This window comes from Pseudoalteromonas luteoviolacea (assembly GCF_018100925.1).
Lineage (GTDB): Bacteria > Pseudomonadota > Gammaproteobacteria > Enterobacterales > Alteromonadaceae > Pseudoalteromonas > Pseudoalteromonas obscura.
The window spans coordinates 116916-141774 of record NZ_JAGJEH010000001.1 but is presented as its reverse complement, the minus strand read 5'-3'; the positions used below and the strand labels follow the sequence as shown (position 1 = coordinate 141774).

At 41.9% G+C, this 24859-nt stretch carries 15 protein-coding genes; 12 read left to right on the top strand and 3 right to left on the bottom strand.

The genetic code is table 11. The features are described 5' to 3' along the window. Positions 1-112 precede the first annotated feature (112 nt). From J8M00_RS00505 to J8M00_RS00485, 5 genes are all read left to right on the top strand, one after another. Positions 113-535 carry a DUF3429 domain-containing protein gene (locus J8M00_RS00505; protein WP_211008423.1) on the top strand — a complete coding sequence of 141 codons (423 nt, stop codon included), beginning with the start codon at positions 113-115 and terminating at the stop codon, positions 533-535. 291 nt (positions 536-826) lie between these two features. After that, positions 827-1669 carry a GGDEF domain-containing protein gene (locus tag J8M00_RS00500; protein ID WP_211008422.1) on the top strand — a complete coding sequence of 281 codons (843 nt, stop codon included), beginning with the start codon at positions 827-829 and terminating at the stop codon, positions 1667-1669. A 239-nt stretch (positions 1670-1908) separates the two neighbouring features. Then, entirely contained in the window at positions 1909-2994 is a 1086-nt protein-coding gene (locus J8M00_RS00495; protein WP_348772536.1) for a methyl-accepting chemotaxis protein, read from the top strand. 103 nt (positions 2995-3097) lie between these two features. After that, positions 3098-3883: a class I SAM-dependent methyltransferase gene (locus J8M00_RS00490; RefSeq protein ID WP_211008421.1), complete on the top strand. Its 786-nt coding sequence runs from the start codon at positions 3098-3100 to the stop codon at positions 3881-3883. Between the two features lie 187 nt (positions 3884-4070). After that, a complete protein-coding gene (locus J8M00_RS00485; protein ID WP_211008420.1) occupies positions 4071-4922 on the top strand; it encodes an EamA family transporter in 852 nt (283 codons plus the stop codon). 37 nt (positions 4923-4959) lie between these two features. On the opposite strand, the gene J8M00_RS28570 is transcribed toward J8M00_RS00485, so the two are convergent. After that, complete coding sequence (locus J8M00_RS28570; protein WP_211008419.1) at positions 4960-7446, bottom strand: S9 family peptidase; 2487 nt, start codon at positions 7444-7446, stop codon at positions 4960-4962. A gap of 213 nt (positions 7447-7659) precedes the next feature. Here J8M00_RS28570 and J8M00_RS00475 point away from each other — a divergent pair, with 213 nt between their 5' ends. From J8M00_RS00475 to J8M00_RS00455, 5 genes are all read left to right on the top strand, one after another. Beyond that, complete coding sequence (locus J8M00_RS00475; RefSeq protein ID WP_211008418.1) at positions 7660-8673, top strand: LacI family DNA-binding transcriptional regulator; 1014 nt, start codon at positions 7660-7662, stop codon at positions 8671-8673. Then, on the top strand, positions 8674-9909 hold the full coding sequence (locus J8M00_RS00470) for a glycosyltransferase family 4 protein (protein ID WP_211008417.1): 1236 nt from the start codon (positions 8674-8676) through the stop codon (positions 9907-9909). 290 nt (positions 9910-10199) lie between these two features. Then, the gene (locus tag J8M00_RS00465) at positions 10200-11426 is read left to right on the top strand and encodes a threonine/serine ThrE exporter family protein (RefSeq protein ID WP_211008862.1); all 1227 of its coding nucleotides are present in this window, start codon (positions 10200-10202) and stop codon (positions 11424-11426) included. Between the two features lie 681 nt (positions 11427-12107). Further along, positions 12108-14675, top strand: coding sequence for a TonB-dependent receptor (locus tag J8M00_RS00460; RefSeq protein ID WP_211008416.1), 2568 nt, complete (start codon positions 12108-12110; stop codon positions 14673-14675). Positions 14676-14985: 310 nt separating this feature from the next. Further along, positions 14986-16335, top strand: coding sequence for a TonB family protein (locus tag J8M00_RS00455; protein ID WP_211008415.1), 1350 nt, complete (start codon positions 14986-14988; stop codon positions 16333-16335). Positions 16336-16531: 196 nt separating this feature from the next. Here the strand turns inward: J8M00_RS00455 and J8M00_RS00450 are convergent, their stop codons facing one another. Together J8M00_RS00450 and J8M00_RS00445 are read right to left on the bottom strand one after the other, a co-directional pair. Next, complete coding sequence (locus J8M00_RS00450) at positions 16532-17116, bottom strand: hypothetical protein (protein ID WP_211008414.1); 585 nt, start codon at positions 17114-17116, stop codon at positions 16532-16534. An 85-nt stretch (positions 17117-17201) separates the two neighbouring features. Next, a complete protein-coding gene (locus tag J8M00_RS00445; protein WP_211008413.1) occupies positions 17202-19265 on the bottom strand; it encodes a winged helix-turn-helix domain-containing protein in 2064 nt (687 codons plus the stop codon). A 204-nt stretch (positions 19266-19469) separates the two neighbouring features. Between J8M00_RS00445 and J8M00_RS00440 the strand changes: the two genes are divergently transcribed. After that, a complete protein-coding gene (locus tag J8M00_RS00440) occupies positions 19470-22115 on the top strand; it encodes a TonB-dependent receptor (protein ID WP_247687170.1) in 2646 nt (881 codons plus the stop codon). 465 nt (positions 22116-22580) lie between these two features. After that, on the top strand, positions 22581-24644 hold the full coding sequence (locus J8M00_RS00435) for a S9 family peptidase (protein ID WP_211008412.1): 2064 nt from the start codon (positions 22581-22583) through the stop codon (positions 24642-24644). Positions 24645-24859 lie beyond the last annotated feature (215 nt).

Here is a 24859-nt window from a genome sequence, read left to right as displayed (position 1 = left end):
GATTAAATAAACTCAATCCCATTGTAAACCTTCGGTATAATCTACTCGTAACAATAGTGATGGTCTTAACGGATCCACAAATATGACTAAACCAAACTAATTAAGAGTTTTTATGCACCCATACTTTAACCATATTCAATTAGGCTACTTGGGCTTTGTGCCTTTTCTCCTTTGTATTGCAGCAACACTAATGTTGGGAAGCTCGGAAACCTTGGTCGGTGTTTTCAGTTTTTACAGTATGGGCATTCTGGCGTTTATGGCTGGAACATTGTGGCGCGCTGGCGAACAACCAAAGGCCCACGCAATTTTGGCAGTGATTGTCGTCCTCCCATTTCCTTTACTTCATTTGGTTTCTTTGACCGCTCAGCTTAGCTATCTTGCCGCTAGCTATTGGCTGGTACTTTGGTTTGAAAAAAGTATGCCTAAGTGGCAAGAAACACATAAAGACTACAAACAAATGCGCTTTGTTATTACCTCTGTTGTTTTTGTATCGCACCTCTTTATGATTTCACAAGCAATTGAATTGACGCGATAGAATAAACATTTAACCTGACAGGCACGGCGGCACCACAACTATTCCATTAATGCAATGTAAAAAAGCTACACGTTTCGAGTGTAATCAATTAACATTATCGAACAGTGTTCAGGTGCCAGCCTAACAATCCTCTTATGAAATCTGGTATCTGTAGAAATACTGCAAGGTTCTTATTGAGCATTTGACAACTATTTAATTCAAAGATTTGAATCAGTGCGGTAAATTAGTTCGCGACTAAGCAGATAAATATAAAACTGCTATAAGTTAAAGAGTAGCGTTAGGAGTGCATACATGATTCAAAAGCTGCTTTATGGGGTTATAGGGCTATTTGTGCTCTCCTTTTATCTTTGGATGAGAGAGCAACCAGGTGATCTGCTGGACTCACTGGAGGAGTTGTTTTGGTTTACTATCGCCTCAACGATGATCGTTTATTCAGCACCGCATCTAAAAAATAACATCTTGATATGGGCTTGGTCTATATACTGTTTGGGTTTGCTGCTGGATCTGCTCGACGATTTTATCGCTGTGGACATATTTCCAGTCATTGCACTAGACACGTCACTTAAACAGATTGGCTTTTTACTCATATGCTATGCACTGTACACCATGATTGTCAGACAAAGAGACACCATATCTCAGCTCAACAATGAAATTTTGCAAAGACGGCGGCTGGAAGAAAAGCTTAAATTTGATGCAACCCATGATGAACTCACTCAAATAGGAAACCGCCGAGCTTGCTTCACTCAATTCAAGACACTTTGTGAGCAACATACTACATTATTTTATTTTGACTTAGATGATTTTAAGCGTGCCAATGATAATTTTGGACACAGCTGTGGCGATTTAATCTTGAAAAAAGTTGCACACTCTTTGAGCGCGCAGTTTGGTGAAGATCGCTGCTTTAGGATCGGTGGTGATGAGTTTGTCGCATTTGGTAGTTTTGATACTGACAATGATGAACAACTTCGAAAAAAGCTTTTGGAAGAAGTCTTTGAATACGGTGTCGGTATTAGTATTGGTTTCACCGCCACTGACACAGAAATTGCCCCAGATAAACTACTGCACCTTGCCGATGCAGCCATGTATAGTAACAAACGCCTTAAGTCTGTTCGCTCTAAACCTCGGGTCAGTTAATATCTTGCGATGTCATTCAATATTGCACAGAAAGCGGACCCTATGTAAAACCCTTTGATTTATAGTTCAAAAAATAGAGTACTATTAAATTATTTATGGTTAAATGGCATCACTAAGTTGTTAAAACTGACGAATTGCAAAAAATTCATAGCAAACCGTTGGCTGTTGGTGTGTCACATCAAATCACTAAGACACATATTTAATACACTATGCACTCATATTACAAAGGAGATTGACTCGTGCTATCCAACTTATTCTCCAGTTCAGAAATAAAAGCAGAACTTTCGCAATTGAAACGCGAGTTGGCGCAACAAGTACAAGAAAATGAGCGCCTTACAACTGAAAACAACCAACTACAGTCGCAGTTGATAGAAGCACAACAGCAGCTAAATGATAATACCGACAATCAGCTTTTACAGTGCGCTCTATCCGGTATGAGCCAAGTTGAAGGGATCAGAGAGACGGTACTTCACAGCTTTCAAAATATAGAGCAAGACAGTGCAGCCATTGCTGAAGTAAATCAGTCGTTCGAAACCTCAGAAAAGTCCCTTGCAAACATCCTGACGGGCATGAGCCAACTTTCTGAAAATATGTCTAGTATGACAGATAATATTTCGGGCCTATCTCATATGGCAGACAATATTCACACTTTTGTAGCAACGATCTCCAAAATTTCGGATCAAACCAATTTGTTAGCACTTAATGCCGCAATTGAGGCTGCACGAGCGGGTGAAGCTGGCAGAGGCTTCAGTGTTGTAGCAGATGAAGTCAGAGCTTTGGCAAATAACACCAGCGCATCTGCGAACGAAGTGTCTGAGTTAGTAACTAAGATCATTGATACTACCCAGCTAACAGTGAAAGATGTGTCTGTAATCCAAGAATCGAATAAAACTTTATCTCACAGTATTGAGCACTTAAATGATGAATATGGAGACATTGTTAATACTTGCGGCTCAATGAAGCAAACTATCACCAACGCCACCCAGCAGACTTTTATTCAAACAGTGAAACTTGATCACGTCGTTTGGAAAAGTGAAGTCTATGCCGTGATCATGGGAACCAGTAATAAAACAGTCGCCAATTTTGCCGATCATACATCGTGCCGACTTGGTAAATGGTTCTTAGGAGATGGCTCTAAGCAATATTCAGACAACTCTGCTTATAAACGTCTAGAGCACCCGCACAAAGAAGTACATAGATCCGGTGTAGAGGCGATTAAAAAATTCCAAGAAGGTGACAAACAGGGGGCAGTGCAACAGCTCAATAAAATGGAGCAAGCCAGCGTGGATGTTATGCATTTGTTGGATGACCTTAGAAACGCTTGATACAGCTGAATGATATTTCACTGGATATATTTATCCTTCCGGTGACGACTTTTGCAGTTAAATTTTGGTATAATCCGCCACTTTTAATCAGTCAGTGTTTATCATGCAATTAGACCCTAAGTGGCGAATATTAACTGTAGGAGATGGCGATTTAAGCTTCTCCTACTCCATCAAAACATACCTTCAGCCTCAGCAAATTATCGCCAGTATCTACGACAGCGAATCTACTTTGCGAGAAAAGTATACCAGCCATGCTTTAGATAAATTGAAAGCGTCCAATACTCCTGTGCTGACTGAGTTTGATGTCACTGACAAAACATCTTGGTCTCGTTTGAATGGGCAGACATTCGACGCTGTGATTTTTCAGTTCCCTCTTATTCCAGCTTTTGCGTCACACCACGAGTTTAAAGAGAACTCACTGAGCATAAATACGTTAAATAGGCGCCTGTTGAGGTACTTTTTGGTCTATTCACAGTCAATAGCTTTAGATAAACAAGGACCAATGCTTAGTATCATAACTTCAAAAGATGTGAAGCCATATTGCGAATGGAACCTCGAACAGACGTTACATCAATCACTTGATCTAAACTACCTCGGACAAACTGAATTTGATATAACGCGATTTCCCGAGTATAAAATACGTAATGTCGATAGAGACAAACATGTCAAAGACACAAGAGGGATCAGTTACTTCTGGTCACCTAAACATGCCCCCGTACAACCACTCACCAAACCCAGCTATTTATCGGAATCTCACTGTGCCATGTGCCGCGTTGGCCCATTTCTAACAGAACAAGATAAACAAGCGCACCTAAATTCAAAAAAACATAAACAGATGTCTAAACATGAACAGGCTTGGCAATCTTACTTGAACCAAGCGGTCGAATGACCCTCCAAAAATGCAACAATTTGAAAAGTAACACATCCATTTTTATAGGCTCATAGTTACAAATAAAACAATTATGAAACAAGAAAAACTGCAAAACAAACAATAATGGAATAATGTATACAAAATGATTGTGTATCCTTACAGAAAACCTTAGACTTGCGCCCTCTTTGAATTAGCGGGCTTCGTTATGCAAATTCTAGACAGACGATTTTTATACGCAATTGCATGTCTTCTTTTAGCTATGGTGACTATTCAGTCTGGTGCATCAATTGCAAAGCAATTGTTTCCATATGTTGGCCCCGAAGGAACGACAGCCTACCGATTAGGATTTTCAGCCTTGATATTGTGCCTAATTTTTAGACCTTGGAGAAAACTCCCCGCCAACTGGCGACCAGTTATTCTTTACGGTCTCTCGTTAGGGATCATGAATTTGACTTTTTACTATGCCATTGAACGTATTCCACTGGGCATTGGTGTCGCATTGGAGTTTACCGGACCACTGGCAGTTGCATTATTTTCTTCCAAACGCAAGCGTGATTACCTATGGGTGCTGCTCGCCATTGCAGGGATCATAATGCTGCTTCCAAATATGAGTGAAGTGGATGGGTTGGACCCTGTTGGCGTGATACTGGCACTAGTAGCGGGTGCTTTTTGGGCTGGATACATTATATTTGGTAAAAAGACCGGTGGACAAAGCTCAGGGGGAATGGCGGTCACTTTGGGCATGAGTGTCGCAGCTTTGGCGATAGTCCCCTATGGCGTCATTTCACAAGGCAGTGCATTACTTGACTGGTCCCTTATCCCACTGGGTATTGCTATTGGACTCTTATCGAGCGCACTACCATACAGCTTGGAAATGGTAGCGCTGCGTAATATGCCTGCACAGGGGTTCAGTATTATGATGAGTCTAGAGCCTGCAGTTGCAGCACTTGCTGGCTTGCTGATTCTTGGCGAGCTACTTACATTTTCACAGTGGATCGCCATCATTCTAGTGATCACTGCGTCGCTAGGCAGCTCTATAGCCACGAAAGAATCCTAAAAAACCAGCTAAGGGCCAGCTTCATAAGCTGGTCTTTCTAACCCCAAGGTGAAGGTAAATCAGATTCTTCTACCTCTGCTTCCAGCTCAAAGTGTAAATGTTCAGGTGCTGAGCTTGAGGGCTCGATCTCAGGTAGAGTGGCAAAATGAAGTTTCAGCCACTGCTGTTGCTCATATAGCATGTGCAGTAAATCTTTTTCATCCTGATATACATGACCACTACTTGGTAACAACACCAGCTTGGCGGTCTTGCCTAAATCGTTCAGAGCACTAAACATTCTTTCCGATTGGACCGGGTAGCTGCCCGCTTCTCTATCTTGATAGCCATGGATCAACAATACCGAACTACGAATATTTTGCGCGGAGAATAAAGGAGAGTTAGCCAAATACTTGCTCGGTTCAACCCACAAACTTTGCTCACCATCGCCAAAAACAAACGGGGAAAGCGTCAGATTATAAGTACCACTTCGCGCGATCCCGGTGACAAAATAGTCTGTTTGAGTTAACAGTTTAAGTACACTCGTAGCAGCAAAACCATGGCCGCCGATGGCTATTTTTTCTTTGTCCGCAATACCTTGAGAGACCAAAGTATCTACTATTGCTTTTGCACTAGCCCTCAGCTGTTGGTCAAACTGCTCTCCTTGATTTTGAGCACTTAGCATCGGCATATTTTTAATATTAAGTACAGCATACCCCTCATGAACAAATGGCACACCACTGACCGCGTCTAAATGAGGAAATAGGTAAGGCGACGAGATGACTTGCTCGTTATTTTGCTCATTTGTTTCATTAAGCCATACCACAACAGGTACTCGTCCCAAGCTAGGGTCAAAGCTTTTAGGTAAATAAAAGTCGCCTTTAATCACATTACCAGCACCCGCACTGAAACGCATTTCCTCTTTGCGGATCCCTTGCATACTTGGATACGGGTGCGGGTACTTTGTAAGCTGCTCGACAATATCAAATGTCAAATTACGAGAGAAGTAGTTTGTCGGGTTGTCTTTGGACTCTTTACGCGTGACAAATTGCATACCATCATCAGACAGTACAGCCACCACTTGCTCAAAATATGGGGATTTTGACTCCCAAATAGGTGTCATTAGATTGCCTCGAGCATCGAACCGCGCAAGATAAGGTATGTCTGTTTCGCCTTGTTTTTGAGTGCCAGTGATAAATATGTAGCGGCCTCCAGCTACCTTGATAACTGAAGCGCCAATATCATTTTTGGTCATTACCAGTTCACGGCTTTCTCCTTTAGAGAGGCCCTCAAATAGGTTCAACTTAACTTGAGCGCGGTCCGGAGTTAATGGCGAAAATGCATAGTAGTCTTTTTCATTATTTCCGGCATCAATTACCATTAATCCAAGCTGATTGTCACCCCATATAATCTCCGACAACCGGCCCTCAATGTCGGCATAGTGACGAGGATTACGTCTAAACGGCGCTGAAATACTGTACAGACTTTCTCTATCGCTATCTAAATCTGACTGGGCCCATATTAAAGTGGCGCCTTTATCAGCACGCCATTGAAATACTCTTTTTACGGTTGAATCTGTAAAAGGTCGAGCAAGACGCTCCTGTTCAGAAACAGTAATCTGCGGTCGATAAACTTCGTATAACGGTGCACCTCTCATTCCCCAGATTTGCCATACACTATAGTGTTGTTTGTCAAAGTCTTCTTCAGTCATCTGCGACAAGTTTTGTATGTCCATCATAGCAACTAACAAATTGGTCGAGTCTGGTGATGCTTTAAAGCTACTAAAGTAAGCTGGCTGTCCAATTGGAACTTCTCTTCCTTTGAGCGGTACTTTATATAGTTGCCCTAAAGCTAACTGTGTAAATTGAGCTTGTTGCGGCGCGTCAAACGCATCAGTCGGATTTATTTGTGCAGTTGAATCAACAACCAATGGACCATTCTCACTTGATTGCACTGCACTGCGGTTAACTATGTGGCTTCTATGGTTAACTCTAATATTGGCAATGAGGCCCGAACTATCAGCCAACCACTCAAAAGGTTTTGCCGTAGTAAAGCCATTAAGTGGGAAATTTGACAAGCTTTTAACCTGACGTTGTTTAATATCATATACCCATAAGTATCCACCTGCTTGAGTCTCCAAAATAAACGCAAGGTAGCGTCCATTTGCACTCCAAGTAGGCTGAATAATATGGCCTTCGGGAATATTGTTAGCCTTGATTAGGGCACCGGTATCAATATGCTTAAATGAAACACCAGTATAACGCTCGGCTTCTGGTCGCAGGCCGGTTTCTGGATTGATTTGAACACCAAGTATGCTTTGTAAGAGACTCTGCTGGGCGATAGGTTTACTAGTACTGTCGGCGTCTAGAGGCGCCAGTAGTGCCATCCAGTTGCCTTTGGCGTTTACAAGAGCTTTTGGGACACTGTGTTCTTGTATAAGCTCCGCAATTTCTGCCGAAGGCCGTTTATAGCTGGAGGGATTAGCATAAACTCCATTGCTCAACACACATGCACATACAAATAGTATTAAAGCCCTGATAATTATCACTTCTATAGTCCTAGTCTATTAGCCACAACGGGACATGATATCCTTATTTTTCACCAAGTGCAGTAATTTAGAGACATATTGCGTTTAAAAAGCTGTTTTTTAGACTATTGTTTTATACAGAACAGCATCAATTGAATTGTAAGTTGCAGAGTCGAAGTTGATAGGTTTAAACTATGCAACCGTCATCAGCACAGCGTATGCGATCAGGCACTTATGAACAACGACAAAAAACCAGAAAAAATAACAATTTTTGATGTTGCCAAAGAAGCGCAAGTTTCCAAATCTACAGTTTCCCTTGTATTAACTCACTCCGACAAAGTAAGTGACAAAAGTAAAGAAAAAGTTCTCAAAGCCATTGAAAAACTGGGTTATGTCTATAATAGAGATGCAGCTGCACTACGCAGTAAAAAATCCAACCTTGTAGCGGTAGTTATTAATGATTTAACCAACCCTTATTCTGCACAACTAGCTGTGGGCTTGGAAAAGCACATTTACGCGCTAGGTATGGTGCCGATGCTAGTAAATACTGGGGAGGATTTTACCCGTCAACAACAAGTTGTTAATACCCTCAAAGAATACAATGTTTCTGCGTTTGTCATGGTTCCAGCGCCAGGCACAACCAAAGAGTGGGTGAACCAACTGGTCTCATCCGGGTTTCCTGTCATCAACATCATGCGAGAAATCCAATTTGCCGAAGCCCCCTGCATTTTGCCTGACAACCAAAAAGGCACACACTTGGCGACCGAGCATTTGCTGCAAAAAGGGTTGTCATCAATTGCTTTTTTAGGCGGTACTGATGAAATATCTGATTACCATGAACGATTGAGTGGGTTTCGCTCTGCGATATCTGCGCACGTAGATCAAATTCAATCTCATGAAATAATGGCACCAACAAACCGCCAAGGCGGCAGAGATGCATTCCATCAGCTATTCAGTATCGCACCAGATATTCAAGCGATTGTATGTTTCAGTGATGTAATTGCTTACGGCGCTATGGAAGCAATGCGTGAACACAATCTAGTGCCAGGCAAAGATATCAAAGTAATTGGGTTTGATGATCTCGCTGACTCACGCTTAATGCGCCCTGCACTGTCATCGGTTCGTATTGACGCAAACGACATTGGTAAGCGGACTTGTCAGGCGCTTAGTGAAATACTTAACAAATCTCAACCACCAGTGAGAACACTGGTAGATATATCTTTACAAATACGAGAATCATCTTCTTAAATGACCAAAGTTTTAGTTATCGGCTATGTATGGCCAGAGCCTAATTCATCGGCAGCTGGCGTGCACATGCTGTCTTTATTGCAGTTTTTTAAAGCACATGGCTGGCAAGTAGAATTTGCAAGCCCGGCGCAACAAACAGACCATATGGTCGACTTATCAAGTTATGGTATTACAAGCAAACCAATAGCACTCAACTGTAGCTCTTTTGATCACTATATCGAAGCGATGTCGCCTGATATTGTCATGTTTGATCGCTTTATGATGGAAGAACAGTTTGGCTGGCGGGTAGATAAATTTGCTCCCAATGCACTAAAGATTTTAGATACAGAAGACCTACAATGCTTAAGAGGTGCTCGCCACAGCGCAGTCAAAGCTGGCATCGATTTTCATCGCGATCAACTGTTAGATAGCGAACTTGCCAAACGAGAAATAGCGGCAATATTACGATGTGATTTATCTTTGATCATTTCTGATTACGAGCTGGAGTTACTGACAAGTACATTTAATGTCAGTCCTGAGCTGTTATTGCATTTACCTTTTTTAGTTGACTTAACGCAAACTCCGTCACAGCTTCCAAGCTTTCATGAACGAAAGCACTTTATGACCATAGGTAATTTTCGTCACGCGCCAAACTGGGACTCAGTACTTTATTTACAAAAGTTGTGGCCAGCAATCAAAAAGCGACTTCCGGATGCTGAGCTGCACATTTATGGCTCATACCCGCCCAAAAAAGCCACGGCTCTTCACAACCCAAAAACAGGCTTCCTTATAAAAGGCTGGGCTGACGATGCAATTGATGTGATGAAAAATAGTCGTGTTTGTTTATCACCGCTTAGATTCGGAGCGGGCATCAAAGGAAAGTTTTTAGAAGCGATGTTGACCCAGACACCATGTGTGACAACTCCTATAGGGGCTGAAGGTATGCACGGCTCTTTACCGTGGCATGGTGCAATTGCGGAAAATGAAGAAGAGTTTATCGATGAAGCGGTCGCGCTCTATAGCAATGAGTCTTACTTTAAACAGGCACAATTAAACGGCCTGAATATTTTGTCTGCTAGGTATGATAAAAATGCTTTGTGTAGCCGGCTCGAAAACAAAATATCTGCTATTCAGAGTAATTTGAGTCAGCATCGTACGCAAAACTTTTATGGGCAGATGCTTAAACACCATACACTTCGTAGTACCCAATATATGTCCCAATGGATTGAAGAAAAAAATGCAAACAAAATGCGTTGAAAATCCGACAAAACTGGTTAGAATGCGCGGCGTAACTTATTATTAGTTTTGTAGAAATAAACAACGATTCGAAGTCTCTGTTTTTACCCTGAACTAATTACACCGCGAACCATGTTGTAGCATGCTTTTTTGCCTTTTTTCGAACGAATCAGTCAGCCAAAAGCGCTTCAAATTTGCAACATAATTTTGCGATACCATAAGGTACTTTGTTTTTGTTATTTGGGATTTAAGTGGTCGCACTTAAATATCTGGGCTCGCCCTTAACCACGCAACTATTAGGTATTGCACAGTTGAATTCAGCTACGTTTACCCAAAAGCGCAAGTTTATCGTTAAACTTGGCAAAATGCTTCATCAGTATGGAACTCCTGCCTTTCGATTAGAAGCACATTTAATGGAAGTGGCCACACACCTTGGTTTAAAATCATCTTTTGTTATGTCACCGACATCAGTCACTTTTGTTATATGGACCGATGGGCATGAGGAAGAGTACACCCACGTAGCGCGTGTTGAACCCGGCGATCATGATTTGGGGTCTTTGGCCAACACAGATGACGTCGTGAACAAGATGCTTGCTGGTGAGCTAAGTGTAACCCAAGCTGATGAAAGCTTAGATCAAATCCAAAATGCGGAATCCCCCTATTCACGCTGGCAGATGGCTGTGGCCTTTGCGATTTCTGGTGGCGCATTTGCCATGCTTATGGGAACAAGCTGGAGTGATGTCATTTGGTCAGGCATTATTTCAATCTTGGTTTATCTCTTTATTCTTTGGTCTGAACACTCTAAACGCGTTACCCACATGCTAGAACCCATGGTCGCTATCGCGGCAGCTTTTGTGGCTTGTGCGGTTTCAGCTTACTTTGACCCTCAGTTGAACATCCGTTTGGTTGTACTTTCGGCCATCATAGTATTTATTCCAGGTCTGGCACTCGCTCTGGGTTTCGCTGAACTCTCTGCGAGGCATTTAGTTTCGGGCACTGCGCGCGTAATGGATGCCTTTATGCTGTTATTTAAGTTATATTTTGGCGCATTTTTAGGCATTAGCATCGGATTCTATGTCTTTGGTCAAGTCGACTTTGTGCAGCCTGAAGCGTTGCCTAAATGGACTGCATGGCTCGCAGTATTTTTACTTTGTATGAGCTTAGTTGTCATCTTTAAAACTAAGTTAAAACACATTCCTTGGTGTATTACATCCGGCTTTATTGCCTATGCAGTCTCAGTTAGCGCAGCCATTTATTTTGATTATGCGCTTGGAACATTTGCGGGGGCTTTTGCAGTTGGTATTTTCAGTAACATATTCAACCGAGTTGAAAATGCACCAGCATCAATTGTGACGATGAAAGGGCTAATTGTGCTCGTTCCAGGCTCTAAAACATATATTGGGCTTAATTCACTGATTGAAGGACAGAGCTTTGTAATGGCAGATCATATCGGACAACAAACCTTCTTAATATTTATGTCTCTTGTGGCAGGCCTGATATTCGCTAACGTAACCCTTCCGCCTAAAAAGAGCTTGTAAATAATAACGTAATTAATTGAGCCATACGGTTGTATGGCTCTCCTGAATGGCAAACCGCAACCAGCCTAGGTAATCTGAATATTTATGTCTCTCGTTACAACCTGATATTGGCCAACGTTACCCTTCCACCTAAAAAAGCGAGTAAATAACAACATGATTGAGTGAGCCATACGGTTGCATGGCCCCCCTTGAAGGCAAACTATCACCACCAGCTTAGATACTCTACCGGCCTCTGTGGCGCTGACTTCAGGCTATCTCTAAAACGACTTTACACTGGCTCCTCGTTCTACACCAACTTCACATTATGGCGAACCTTGCCCCATTTAAATTATCTATTTCAAAGTTACCAAAACCAAGACGCAGTATCTGGGTATACGCCGTTGGTTTTTTGTACTTTAACCACTGTATTTATCAAATTCTAAATATCATTAGTTATGAATGTAAATATAATTTCATTACCAAATAAATAGGTAAATTTATTTATAAAGCTCAAAATACAACCAGTTACTTTTTATAACAATAAAAATCAATAGTTTAAAGTTTAAAAATTGATAAGAAGAAACATTTCACAACTATTAATTTTCATTCAAGATTTAACAACTGCTCTTGTTGTTAAATCTTAATTGCACAAGATTACATTCGAGTGATTACGTTCAAATTTCATCCAAGGGGATTGGTATCATGTTTAACAATAAGAATAAGTTGTCGCTGGCAATAAGCTCAGCATTGATGGGGTCAACTTTATATATTTCACCGTTTGCATTTGCTGAAAATGACAGCGCTGTTTCAAACCAAAAAGAAGTGGAAGTGATTCAAGTACGTGGCATCCGTGGTAGCGTTGTTAAGTCACTTAATACAAAACGTTATGCAGATGCAATCGTTGACGCTGTTACAGCTGAAGACATAGGTAAATTTCCAGACCAAAATGTTGCCGAGTCATTGCAACGAATCACAGGTGTGTCTTTAACCCGTAACTTCGGTGAGGGTGAACGCGTCAGTATTCGCGGCACCAGCGAAAGCCAAAACCGTACATTGCTCAACGGTCAAGCTGTCGGTTCAGCTGACTGGTGGACAAACTCAGCAGCCAGCCGTGGTTTCAACTATACCATGCTACCTTCCGAAATTGTTGCTGGCCTTGAAGTCTATAAATCACCCGAAGCTGATATAGACGAAGGTTCAATCGGCGGAACCATCGTTGTTAAAACAAGAAAACCACTGGACTTAGACGCGAACAAAGTTGCTGGCTCATTACTCGCACAATATAGTGAAGTATCAGGTGAAACTGATCCTCAAGCATCAATCATGTACAACTTTAAAAATGATGATGAAACTTTTGGCGCACTTGTTTCTGTAATTCGACAAGAAAGAAACCTGCGTCGAGATGGCATTGAGGCATGGAGTTGGGCTGATAGAACCATTACGATGGCAGACGGAACTGTTCACGAAGATGTGTATAGTCCCGGTGGTGGTGGTTCAGCAATGTTTTCGCAAGAGCGAGTCAGAACTGGCGTCACATTGACACTGCAGTATCGTCCAAGCGATGCGACCGATATCTCATTCAACTTGTTAGATTCTACGCTTGATGCCGACAACGAGAACCAAAACTTCCTTTGGTTACCTGAACGTGGCGGCTCTCAGTATACTGATATCACTATAATTGATCATGACAAAGTCGGTAGAATGGTTGTTGGTGGTACTATGGGGCTCTCTCCTGATGGCACCAATATTCTAAATGAAACAAAGGTCAGAAACTCTCAACTAAAAACAAAAGCCTATGACTTAAAAGTCGAGCATGAAGGCGAACTTTGGCACTCTACATACCAGCTTGGTTACACTGAAGGTACAGGTGGTTCGCAGGCGGATCGCTCGGTCGGCTGGGTAGGAAATTATGTGCATTCATATGACACATCACAAGTTGAAGACGTTAAAACATCTTACGGCGCAGATCCAAAAGATGGTTCTAAATGGAACCTTGGCTTTTTGCGATACGACAGTAACGACGCAAAAGACGATGAAAGCTACTTCCAAGCTGACTTTAAACGCCCCATCGATGTTGCCGTTTTCAGCGAAATCAAAATGGGCGTAAAATATCGTGACCACAGTCGCTTTAATACCAAGCACACTACTCAAAACCGCACTGATTTGAATTGGAGTCTAGCAGATTACTCTCTTAGTATGCCGAGTGATTACCTTTCTGGGTTAGGCTCATCAGGTACTTTGCGTGCATACGCTATTACAAACTCGGACAAGGTACGCCAAGATGGTGATGCATTAAACTGGCCGTATGAAGTGTTAAAGGCCAGTACATTCGACATCAAAGAAAAGATTTTGGCAGGTTATGTTAAAACAACGATAGATGCCGATGGTATGCGTGGTAACTTAGGTGTAAGACTTGTACACACCAAACAAGAGTCATCAGCATTTGCAGGTGCATCTGGTGCAGAGCTGTGGACAACCCAAGATAAAGATTATTTTGACGTTTTACCTAGCATCAACTTAGCGATCGATTTAAATGATGACCTATTAATGCGATTCAGCGCGGCAAGAGTGATGTCTCGACCTGACTACGCAAGTATGACCGCTTCAACTTCATACAACGTAGAGACTCAAACGGGTACCGGTGGTAATCCAGATATCGACCCATTCCGTGCAACCCAGTTTGATACAGGTATTGAATGGTATTTCAATGAGGCAGGTATCTTCTCAGCTGTATTCTTTTACAAAGATATTCAATCGTTCCTTGATAGTACGCCCGCTTTTGAGACTCATGAAAACACCTTGATCCGAATTAGTCGTCCGTCAAATGGTCGCGCGGGTCGGATCCAAGGTCTTGAATTCGGTTACCAACAAGAATTACTAGAAGGCTTTGGTGTTTCAGCCAATTACACTTACGTGGACGGTGAAGCGAAAGACAAAGATGGCAATGACGTTACTATCCCTGGTAACTCTGAGCACACCATCAATTTAAGCGCATACTACGAAAACGAAAGCCTAAGCGGTCGAATCTCTTACAATCATCGCTCTGGTTATGACTCTGGTAACGACTGGCCTGGCTATATTGATGCCTATGGACAAGTAGACGCAAATATTACCTACAACATCAATGAAAACCTAGCAGTTGTACTGGAGGCAATAAACCTCACAGATGAGCATACATTTAGCTACCAAGAAGAAGGGGTTGAGCAAGCCCTTACAGGTGTCTACGCCGATGGCAGACGATTCGTTGCTGGTGTTCGCTTTAACTTCTAACCCTTAGAAAAGTCTCCCTGTGAAAAAGCTATTACAGCTTTTAAACACCGGGAGGCTATTTATAAGTTCGCTGCTAACACAGCGGCATTAGGCGATGGAAGGCCACTCCCTGCCCAGGAGATTTTGAGCTGAAGTCTACGCTTGTAGACCTTCAGCTTTTCTTTTTAAACACCTTATACTTTGAGAATATGGTAATTGTTTTTAAAAGCTGTAGAATCGGTCATTTAGGTACATAAATTAGCATAGTGAATAAGTAAAATTACACCTAACGCAAGTTGGGTAGTTAGCAAAGGGTGCCATTTTAGTCAGCATGAACCATTTTAGGCCTATTAAACTCTTGGTATTGATTTTGGTCTTGTTGTCGCCAACAAGCCAAGCTGATTTATATACTGCCACGCAGTATTACCAACAGCAAAAATACGTCAAAGCCTATAACGAGTTTTATCAACTGGCCCAGCTGGGTAATGGCGATGCCATTTATAATTTGGCCGTAATGTCATTACATGGCCAAGGAACTGAAAAAAACCTTTCATCTGCCCATGCGTGGTTTTCACTCGCGGCTGAGTACGGGATCTCTGAATCTCTTAAAACAGCCCAGTTAATTTCTTCTCAATATGCTAATCAACAAGTTTTAGCACAAGTACTAAACGACAAAAAGGAACGCTTTGGCTATCAGTATGTGAGCCAAAATTATTACCCCAATTTAGACCACACGATTGCACCCAATAATGCATTGTCGCGAGTTTATGAAAAGCTCCCTGAATATCCAGAGCAGGCGGCAAGACAAGGCCTTGAAGGTTGGGTTTGGTTAGAGTTCGATATAGATACATCTGGTGTGGTCAAAAACCTCGTTGTAATTGATGACTACCCTAAGAATATCTTTTCTTCGGCCTTAATTAATGCGGTAAGCGTCTGGCGCTATAAGTCCGGTCAGGCAAAAAGAAATCATTCTTTGATCTATCATTTCACCACCTTTAAAGGAAAAGAGTATAAGCGAACACTCGCATTTCAACAGCAAGATTATCAGGTTGAAATAAAGCGTCATATTGATGCAGCTGAACAAGGTAATGCACAAGTTCAATACTATATCGCAAACTGGTTAAGTTCTGACAAATACAATGCAAGTCAGCTACTTAAGTATCATTGGCGAGATGACAGCGCCTATTTGACTATGTTACTTGCTGCGGCCAAAAACGATCTACCGATAGCCCAATACAAGCTTGCAATAGAGTTGTTGACCAGCACGGATAAAAGTCAATTTAGTGTGGCATTAAATTGGCTAAAAAGAAGTGCGAATAAATTCGCTCCTGCACAATACAAACTCGCAACGCTATATAGTGACAAAAACAGCCAAATTTACGCTCCGAGTGAGGCCTCTAAGTGGTTCATCAAATCCGTTGAGGGAGACAAACGCGCCGCTAAAGCCCTTAGCCTGCATTTATTTAATCACGCGATGGGTGATAAAGACATTGTATTTTGGCTGAATAAAGGGCTCGAACTAGATAAAGATGACCCCGAGTTGCTTTTATTAAAAGCCAAACTCACTAAGCCCAAAGACAGAAATGAAGCGCTAAAATTAGCGAAAAACGCCCAGCGACAAGCCCAAAAACGACAATGGAACACCACTTTAATTGAAGAGTTTCTCAACACAGTAAAGTAAATTGAAAATTAGAAAGTCCCCTTCTTTAAAGCTCAGGTCATGACGATTAAGTGATACCCCCAGCAGATATGGCTCACAGCAGTGCTGACGTTATTTGTTATCTAAATTCACCCGTGATTTCGCCAACGCAGATCAACTACTCAACTTTCACTTCAGGGCTCTACAATATGTAAGCCCACTTTTAAAGTATCATTTTTTAGCGAGACTGAGCGGCTGTGACAATGCTCCTTTCTATGCAGCCAGCGCAAATCTCTCCGTATTGCATATGCGCCTTAAACACACGACTCTGTTGATCGAGGTAGTTATATGAATTCGAAAGTAGAGATGCATCAATCGAAAAATGCTCAGCCAATGTTGCGGTGATCACTGGACTCTCGCCCGCTTTTGGAGCTTTTTGCTCAAAGTGAACTCTTCCAATATAGGTGAGCTTTTGGTGTGAACTCACAAAACTTTGATGTGCTTCACCTTTTTTATAAATCGAAAGAAATGGTGAACTCACTTGCCACCCGACGATTCTGTACACTCCCTCAGGGAGGCTTATTGCAAACACACCATCTTCATTGACATTAGAGTTCAAGGAAATAAAGATCGACTCTTCAGTATCCATATTTTGAAAATGAAGTTGATAATCCGCATACACGCCACTGTAGGACATAGTGCCCCATACAACACCATTGCTCGGTTTTACATTTTCTACATAAACATCATCAATATTTTGAGAGGCACAACCACTAATAAAAATGGTCGTCAATATAGTGCAAATGCGCTTCAATCCCTTCATAAACATACCGCCTTTAGTTGAAACCACCACTACACACTGCACTTTTATCTACCTAATTGCAACAAATAAAACATTAAAGCAAACTTTACTCTAAGATAAACTCGTGCAGGACAATATCCATTTCAAGGTTTTCGACACGGTTTAGAATGATCTGCGTACCACTTGCCGTCGTACTTAGGCCTAAGTCAGCATTTACGTCATACAGGTGCAATCCTATATCTGCGATAAACTCATTCTTTTGCAATTGGCTGTTAAAATTGAACAATGACAGCTGGTGACCTTGCCGAATAACATAATAAATTCCATTTTCATGAACTGCGGGGCGATATAGCTGCAACGAATGAGAGAGCTGCTGTAGCGGAATTTCCCCTTCCAACGCTTCAAATAAATACGCCTTAACATCCTCAATATATGATTGAAAGCTAATATTCTTCTTTACAAGCGGTACATACTGCTGAGCATTTTCAGGCAATAGTGCATTGCTGGCGTTGGCGATATCATGACGCCATTGCTGTGGGTGGTTTGATTCTGATGTTTCGAAAAAGAGTGTTTTACTGTCATCTGACCAATAAATATTTTTTAAAGACTGGTTTTCCTTTACTACCGAGTGAGGGGTTTTAGAAAAGGTACTGATTATAAATAGTGTATTGGACTGGCTTAGAACAGCCAAGTACTCGCCATTAGGTGAAAAAACCAGCAATTTCGGTGTATCTTTTATTGGTAACTTAGTCAAAAGGCTGGGACTAGATTTAAAACGGTGCTTTGACCATATTTCTACATTTTCAATATGAGGATCGGCATGTGAGGCCGTTGAAACATAAGCTAATTGCATGCCATCAGCAGAAATACTAGCATGGGTATCTATTCGTGAATTAGAAGAAATCGGCTCAAAGCTATCACCTTGTAAGTTGTATGAGTATAAATTCACTTCCGCAATGCCTTCGGTATGTGCAATAAGCCCCTTACCCCGATCCAGTGATACTTCTGATACCTCGCCAAATGGTCTGTACAATGAAGTAACTTCACTACTCGCGGAATGAAGCTTTAACTCCTTGCCCACACTCAAAATATCACTGTCACTCAGACCAAAATACGGCTTCCCTGGTATGTCTATTTTCACCGTCGTCGTTACCTCACCATCACCATTCAATATACCTTGGTACCATTGTTGCGCTTGCTGATAAATAACCCAATTGCCTCGCATATGATAGTCTTCAGCGCGTGTCACCACTGCTCGCTTAGACAAACTGATCTGCTTATCTTCCGTCTCTTCTATTTGGTATTTGACTAACTCTTTATTCCCCTCATTCATTTCTCTAACAAAAAGCTGCCCAGTGGAGTTCCAAGTCACGTTACCAGGTATTTGTGCACTGTCACAATCCAAGACAAATACATCCTTATTTAAGCGCCAAAGTTCGATTGTATTGTGTACTGAAATAGCTCTAATTTCGCAGCTAAATGGACTGTAACGATAATATATTAGCCAGTTTCCATCCATCGACCAACTTGGTGCTTGTTCGCTATACCCAGAGGATTTGATAGTGTGTGAGGTGTTGGTCTGAAGGTCGTAGACCACTAAATCGTACTGACTTTCTCCTGTTACAATCTGACTATAGGCGAGGAAACGGCCATTAGGTGAAAAGTTCAAATAAACCTCTGCACCGGGAGATGATGTTAAACGCGAAACGTATTTCACCTGCGTAACAGGTTTAAATGCACTGAAATCGAATAAGACTAGAAACGCGCTCATCACCCCAATGAATAGCCCAGCAGTGAGCCAGTTTAAAGGCACATTTTTTTGTGGCGTTTTCGCATGCTGAATTATTGTTGGGGCATTTGCAACATCTGCAATGCACTGATAGCCAACTCTTGGCACAGTTTTAATGAATTTAGGTTCTTTAGACGTATCGTTTAGGGTCTTGCGAATTTGCGCAACGAGCTGGCTGACAGAGTTATCGCTAACAATTAAATTTGGCCAAAGCTGGTTAATAATGTCATCCCTGCTAACGGGGTTCGGAGCTCTCTCAATCAATAACTTTATTAGTGCCAATTGCTTATGCTCTAAGGGCAGCCAATGCCCTTCGACTTTGACACTCATTTTTTGAGTATCAATCAAAACATCATTTAACAAAAAGCGTTCAAACCGCATTTATTGATCCAATCTAAAACAGGCCTTAACCATACAGCTCAACACATCGCGGACTATTCCATTATGATCACACTATGTTATGATGGGGGACAAATTTATTTTACCTAAAAGCAACTTTACAGTACTTTCTGTTGCACTTAAATAGAAATATAAAAGCAAAGTTTCCCGTACGTTAAATAAAAATAGGAGTTGGAAACAATGATTATGAAACGCATTATTTACCTGTTTCACCTCCTAATGCTTTTTATCTGTTCTGTTTGTTTCGGCCAGCAAACACAAAATCATCCAAACAAGCCCAACCAGGACCCAACGAAAAAGTCGAGCACAAATGACGACCTAATACACATTGAAATCAGGGCCTTTCATGACAGCGTTGTCAAGTCTCTCAATGTGAAACGCTTTAGTCAACAAACATCAGACAGTATAAGCACGCAAGAAATCGGCAAATTTCCTGATAAAAATGTTGCAGAGGCGCTTCAACGGATCACTGGAATTTCACTATCGCGCGTTCAAGGCGAAGGCGAACGAGTTGGCGTTAGAGGCACCACACCAGAGCAAAACCGTACCTACCTTAATGGTCAATACTTAGCATCTGCCGATTGGTGGATTTCTTCTTTACCAAGTAGAGGGTTCAACTTTACCTTGCTACCAGCGGACATCGTATCGAGCTTAGAAGTGTATAAAACACCAAAAGCCAACCAAGATGAGGGCTCACTGGGTGGCGCAATTAACATCAAAACACTCGACCCATTTTATTCTGATCCAGGGACACTCTCACTTACCTCTCAGCTACAATACAACGACTTGTCTCAGCAATATGACCCTCAGCTATCAGCGGTTTATAGCTGGATAAATCCATCACAAAATTTCGCGTTGCTGTTTTCTGTTAACCACCAACAACGTAGTTTGCGCAGAGACGGCCTAGAATCCTGGGGCTGGCATGAGCGCGACTATAAAGTCAATGACGAGGGACAGTTAACTCCAACAAAAACGCAAACAGGCGACCTTCAAAAAATATGGTCACCAGGGGGAGGTGGCTCTGCTGTATTTCAGCAAGATAGAGCGCTTACTAGCTTTACCTCCAGCGCAACCTACCATATCGATGAACACTGGACCTTAAGAACCCACCTGCTTCATTCTCAACTCAGTGCTGATAATTCAAACCAGAATTTCCTTTGGCAACCGGGCAAGGCTTTAGATGCCGGTAGCCAGCTTAGTGACTATCAGATAATCGACCAGACTCTCGCCTACGGCAGTTTAACACCAGCCACAGCACAGCCGTTTAATACCAGTATGGAAGCCATTTGGAGAGAGGCACAGATCCAAACACAAAGCATTCACTTTGACCTTTCCTACGTTGGTCCTTGGTGGCATGCACAATACCAAGCCGGGTATACGCATGGTGATGGCGGCACAAGCGAAGACAATACCGCACAGTTTGCAACCAATACCCAATATAGTTTTGACACCAGACAAGTAAAAAATATTAAAACTAGTTACGACACTTCACCACTCAATCCCAACCAATGGTTTATCAGCGAAGCGCGCAATGACAGTCAAGACGGCAATGACGTCGGTTATTTTTTGCAAAAAGATTTCTCTCGCGATCTCTCTTATCAACATCTCCGAACTTTTCGCTTTGGAGGAAAATATAAACGCCATAAACGTGATTTTATCCGCATGCGCTCGCAGCGTGGTGGTTTGGATGGATTGGCTGGACACTTGAATACGACACTTGCAGATTACCCTGCACAATTTGTGAGTGGCTATTTAGATGGCATTGGCGATCAACACACTTTAAAAGAGTATAGCTTTGCCGATATCAAAACATTAGCAGACGACTTTTCAACACTTAGTTTTGTACAATCAGAAGAAAAGACCAGCCGCTTTTCAATTGAGGAAGAAACGCTCGCGGGCTACGCGATGCTTGAACTTGCAGGTGATACCTACCAAGCTAATCTAGGCGTCCGAGTTGTTTCAACTTGGCAAAAATCCAGCGCTTATGAACGCATCGCTACCTTGCCAAGTGATCAAGCCAATTATACTTGGCAGACTAAATCAAAAAATTACACTGATATTTTACCAAGCCTCAATATCCAATTTGATTTGACCGAGCAACTCATTTCTCGATTCGCGGTCGCAAGAGTTATGTCACGTGCTCAGTTCCATCACTTGATGCCTTCAACCAACTACAATGTAACGCAGGCCCAAGGGCAAGGCGGAAATCCAGACCTTGATCCATACAGAGCAACCCAGTTTGATTTTGGATTTGAGTGGTATTTTGCAGATTCGGCACTCGCGTCTATCGCCCTCTTCAGTAAAGATGTTGAATCGTTCATTGAGTTCAATCGCCAACTCGAATCCCATGAAGGCATTTTAATGTCGATAGACAGGCCTATCAATGGTGCGGGTGGCGTGATCCGAGGCCTTGAACTCAGCTATCAACAGGCCATTGCATACGGGTTTGGTATCATTGCCAACTACACCTTTGTTGATGGCGACCGTACATCACAACTGTCAGGTCAATCGGACTGGATCCCGGGTACTTCAAGACACAGTGCAAACTTAACTGCCTATTACGAAAATAGCTTTATCAGTATGAGACTTGCGTATAACTACCGTACCAAGTTCGCAACAGGTATTGGTGAAACGAAGATGGATGACTATGGTCAACTCGATGGTAATGTGACACTGTCAATAAGTGATGATTTAGATCTTATCTTTGAGTTCCTGAATATCAATAATGAGCTTATTTATACTTACGACAGAAATGAATATGCACCAACAGCCATTTATCAAAACGGTCGCCGCTTTTACCTTGGTGCAAGATACCGTTTCAATACTCACTAGTTTTATCAAAAACTAAACAAGATCCCACCGCATATTCCACGCGTCATGCTCTGCACTCGGGGTTAATATTAACCCTAGTGCAAGCGGCTCTTATATCAAAACAGATAAAATGTAGCCTCTTTCTTTGCGGACTAATTCAACCTGATTTTTACGTTACTTACTGCGACTAAAAACCTAAAGCATTGAAAGTAAATGCAACTCTACAAAGTCAGACGCAATAAATAATTCGGGCACTTCAGTGAGATCACTAAGCTGTATTTCAAATAGCAATGTTCTTGCAGCAAAAGTGTTCATTTTTAGTCATTCATCAATTATGCTTATTTATGCAATTAAGCTATTGGTCGCATACCTTGGACGATTAGTCGCAAACAGTGGTTTTCTGTAAGACCGAACGTAAAATGGCGTAAATTTTTTTATAGCTCGACGTTTCACGTCTTTCTCACACTCTTTTTCAAGGCTAGTATAATGAAATTGATAAAATCGACTATTGCTCTTGCTGTTGGCCTCGTCAGCACAAGTACTTTGGCAGTAGCTCAGTCAGATACAATCACCCTAGAAGATATTCCAAAAATTAAAAAAGTCATTAGCTCAGCGGTCAGTCCTGACGGTGAATCAGTAGCATTCACTCGCTCAGTGCCGCGTGAACTATACGTCGACAAAAATGGAAAAAATTATGCTGAGCTTCACCTTGTAGATGACAATGGCGTCGAGCGTCCGTTTATTACTGGCAAAGTGAATATCAGCAGCATCTCATGGTCAGCTGATGGCCAATTTATTTATTTCTTAACTAAGAAGAAAACAGATAAGTTTAAAACTTTGTACCGCATTGCTTTCAATGGCGGTGAAGCACAAAAGGTATTTGCTTTAAAAGACACATCAATCTCAAAGTATCAACTTAGCCCAGATGGGAAACAAGTTGCAGTCCTTGCCATGCCTGCGAAAGATAGCGCTGAAAAAGAGCTGAAAAAACTTGGTTTTATGGCCGAAGTATATGAGCTGGGTTTAAAGAACAAACAGCTTCACATCATTAACTTAGAACCTAGCCAAAAGCCTATCATGCCTGATGTTGTCGCAGTAGAAGGGTATGTGAGCGATGTCAATTGGTCGGATGATGCGAGCAAACTACTTGTGAAAACGCAACCTACAGCGCTTATAGATGACCAATATATGAAGTCTCAGTGGCATGTTATGGATGCTACAACAAGACAAATTACAACATCGTTTAAGACTGAAGGTAAGTTAGGTGAAGCTGAGTTTTCACACGATGGTAAGTATATCGCTATTTTAGGCGCTGAAGACAAACACGATCCTGCAAAAGGCCGCCTATTTTTAGCAAATGCAGAAACAGGCAAAGTTGAAGAGTGGATCCCAAACTTTATGGGTCATATTGGTGACTTTGAGTGGTCTAATCGCAAAAATACACTTAACTTTGTAGGCCATGTAGGCGCAGAGAGCTTTGTTGGCCAAATTAAAGTTGGCACGGCAAAATATAAAAAATTAGTCAAAGAAGGCCGTTTTATCGCTGGTCGTCTGTCTGTTTCTGACTCAGACAAAACAATTGCACTAACAGCCCACACTGCAAAACACCCAAGCGAAGTGTTTATGTTACGCAAGAAACGCCCTACTCGTTTGTCTAATTCAAACACATGGTTAGATAGCAAGCGTTTTGCAAAACAAGAAGCACTGACTTTTAAAGCCCGAGATGGTGTTGAGATTGGCGGTGTCCTTATCTACCCACTAGATTATCAAGAAGGCCAGCGTTACCCTCTTATAATGTCAGTGCACGGCGGCCCAGAATCTCACGATAAAAATGGCTGGTTAACGAGCTATTCAGATCCTGGCCAAATGGGTGCAGCACGTGGCTACGCTGTATTTTATCCAAATTACCGTGGCTCAACAGGCAAAGGTGTTGACTATTCGAAGTTAGGCCAAGGTGACTACGCAGGTAAAGAGTTTGACGACCTAGTAGATATGAAAAAATATCTTGTCGATACTGGCTTAGTTGATACAAAACGCGTAGGCATCACTGGCGGCTCTTATGGTGGTTATGCGTCAGCTTGGGGCGCAACAAAGCTAACAGAACATTTCGCAGCAAGTGTTATGTTTGTCGGTGTGACTAACCAGTTATCGAAATTTGGCACAACTGATATTTCAAACGAAATGTTTTTGGTACACGCGCGTTCTTACCCTTGGCAAAAGTGGCAATGGTATCTTGAGCGAAGCCCTATCTACTGGGCCGGTCAGTCAAAAACACCACTATTAATTATGCACGGTAAAGATGATCCTCGTGTACACCCTGCACAATCAATGGAATTGTACAGATACATGAAAGTACAAGGTAAAGATGTTCGTCTGATTTATTACCCGGGAGAAGGTCACGGCAATCGCAAAGTGGCAGCACAATACGATTACAGTATTCGTCTAATGCGTTGGATGGATAACTATCTTATCCACGGAAACAAAGCCATGCCTGACTATAAGATAGATCATGCAGCTAAGCTTAAAGCGACTAAAGAAGCGAATAAATAAGTAATTCCATGTCAAAAGAGTAAAGCGATGTGAAGTCGCTTTGCTCTTTTCTTTTTGCCACTCAAAAATATGCTTACCAAAAATTCATTACTCCTATGAATTCTCAATGACCCCTTCCATGCGCTTCAAAGCACGAGAAAGTTTAATACCTTCCCTAAAAGAACAATAATTTTGGCAAGCTTATTTTTGAGCTGTTCCCATAATAAATCAAACAA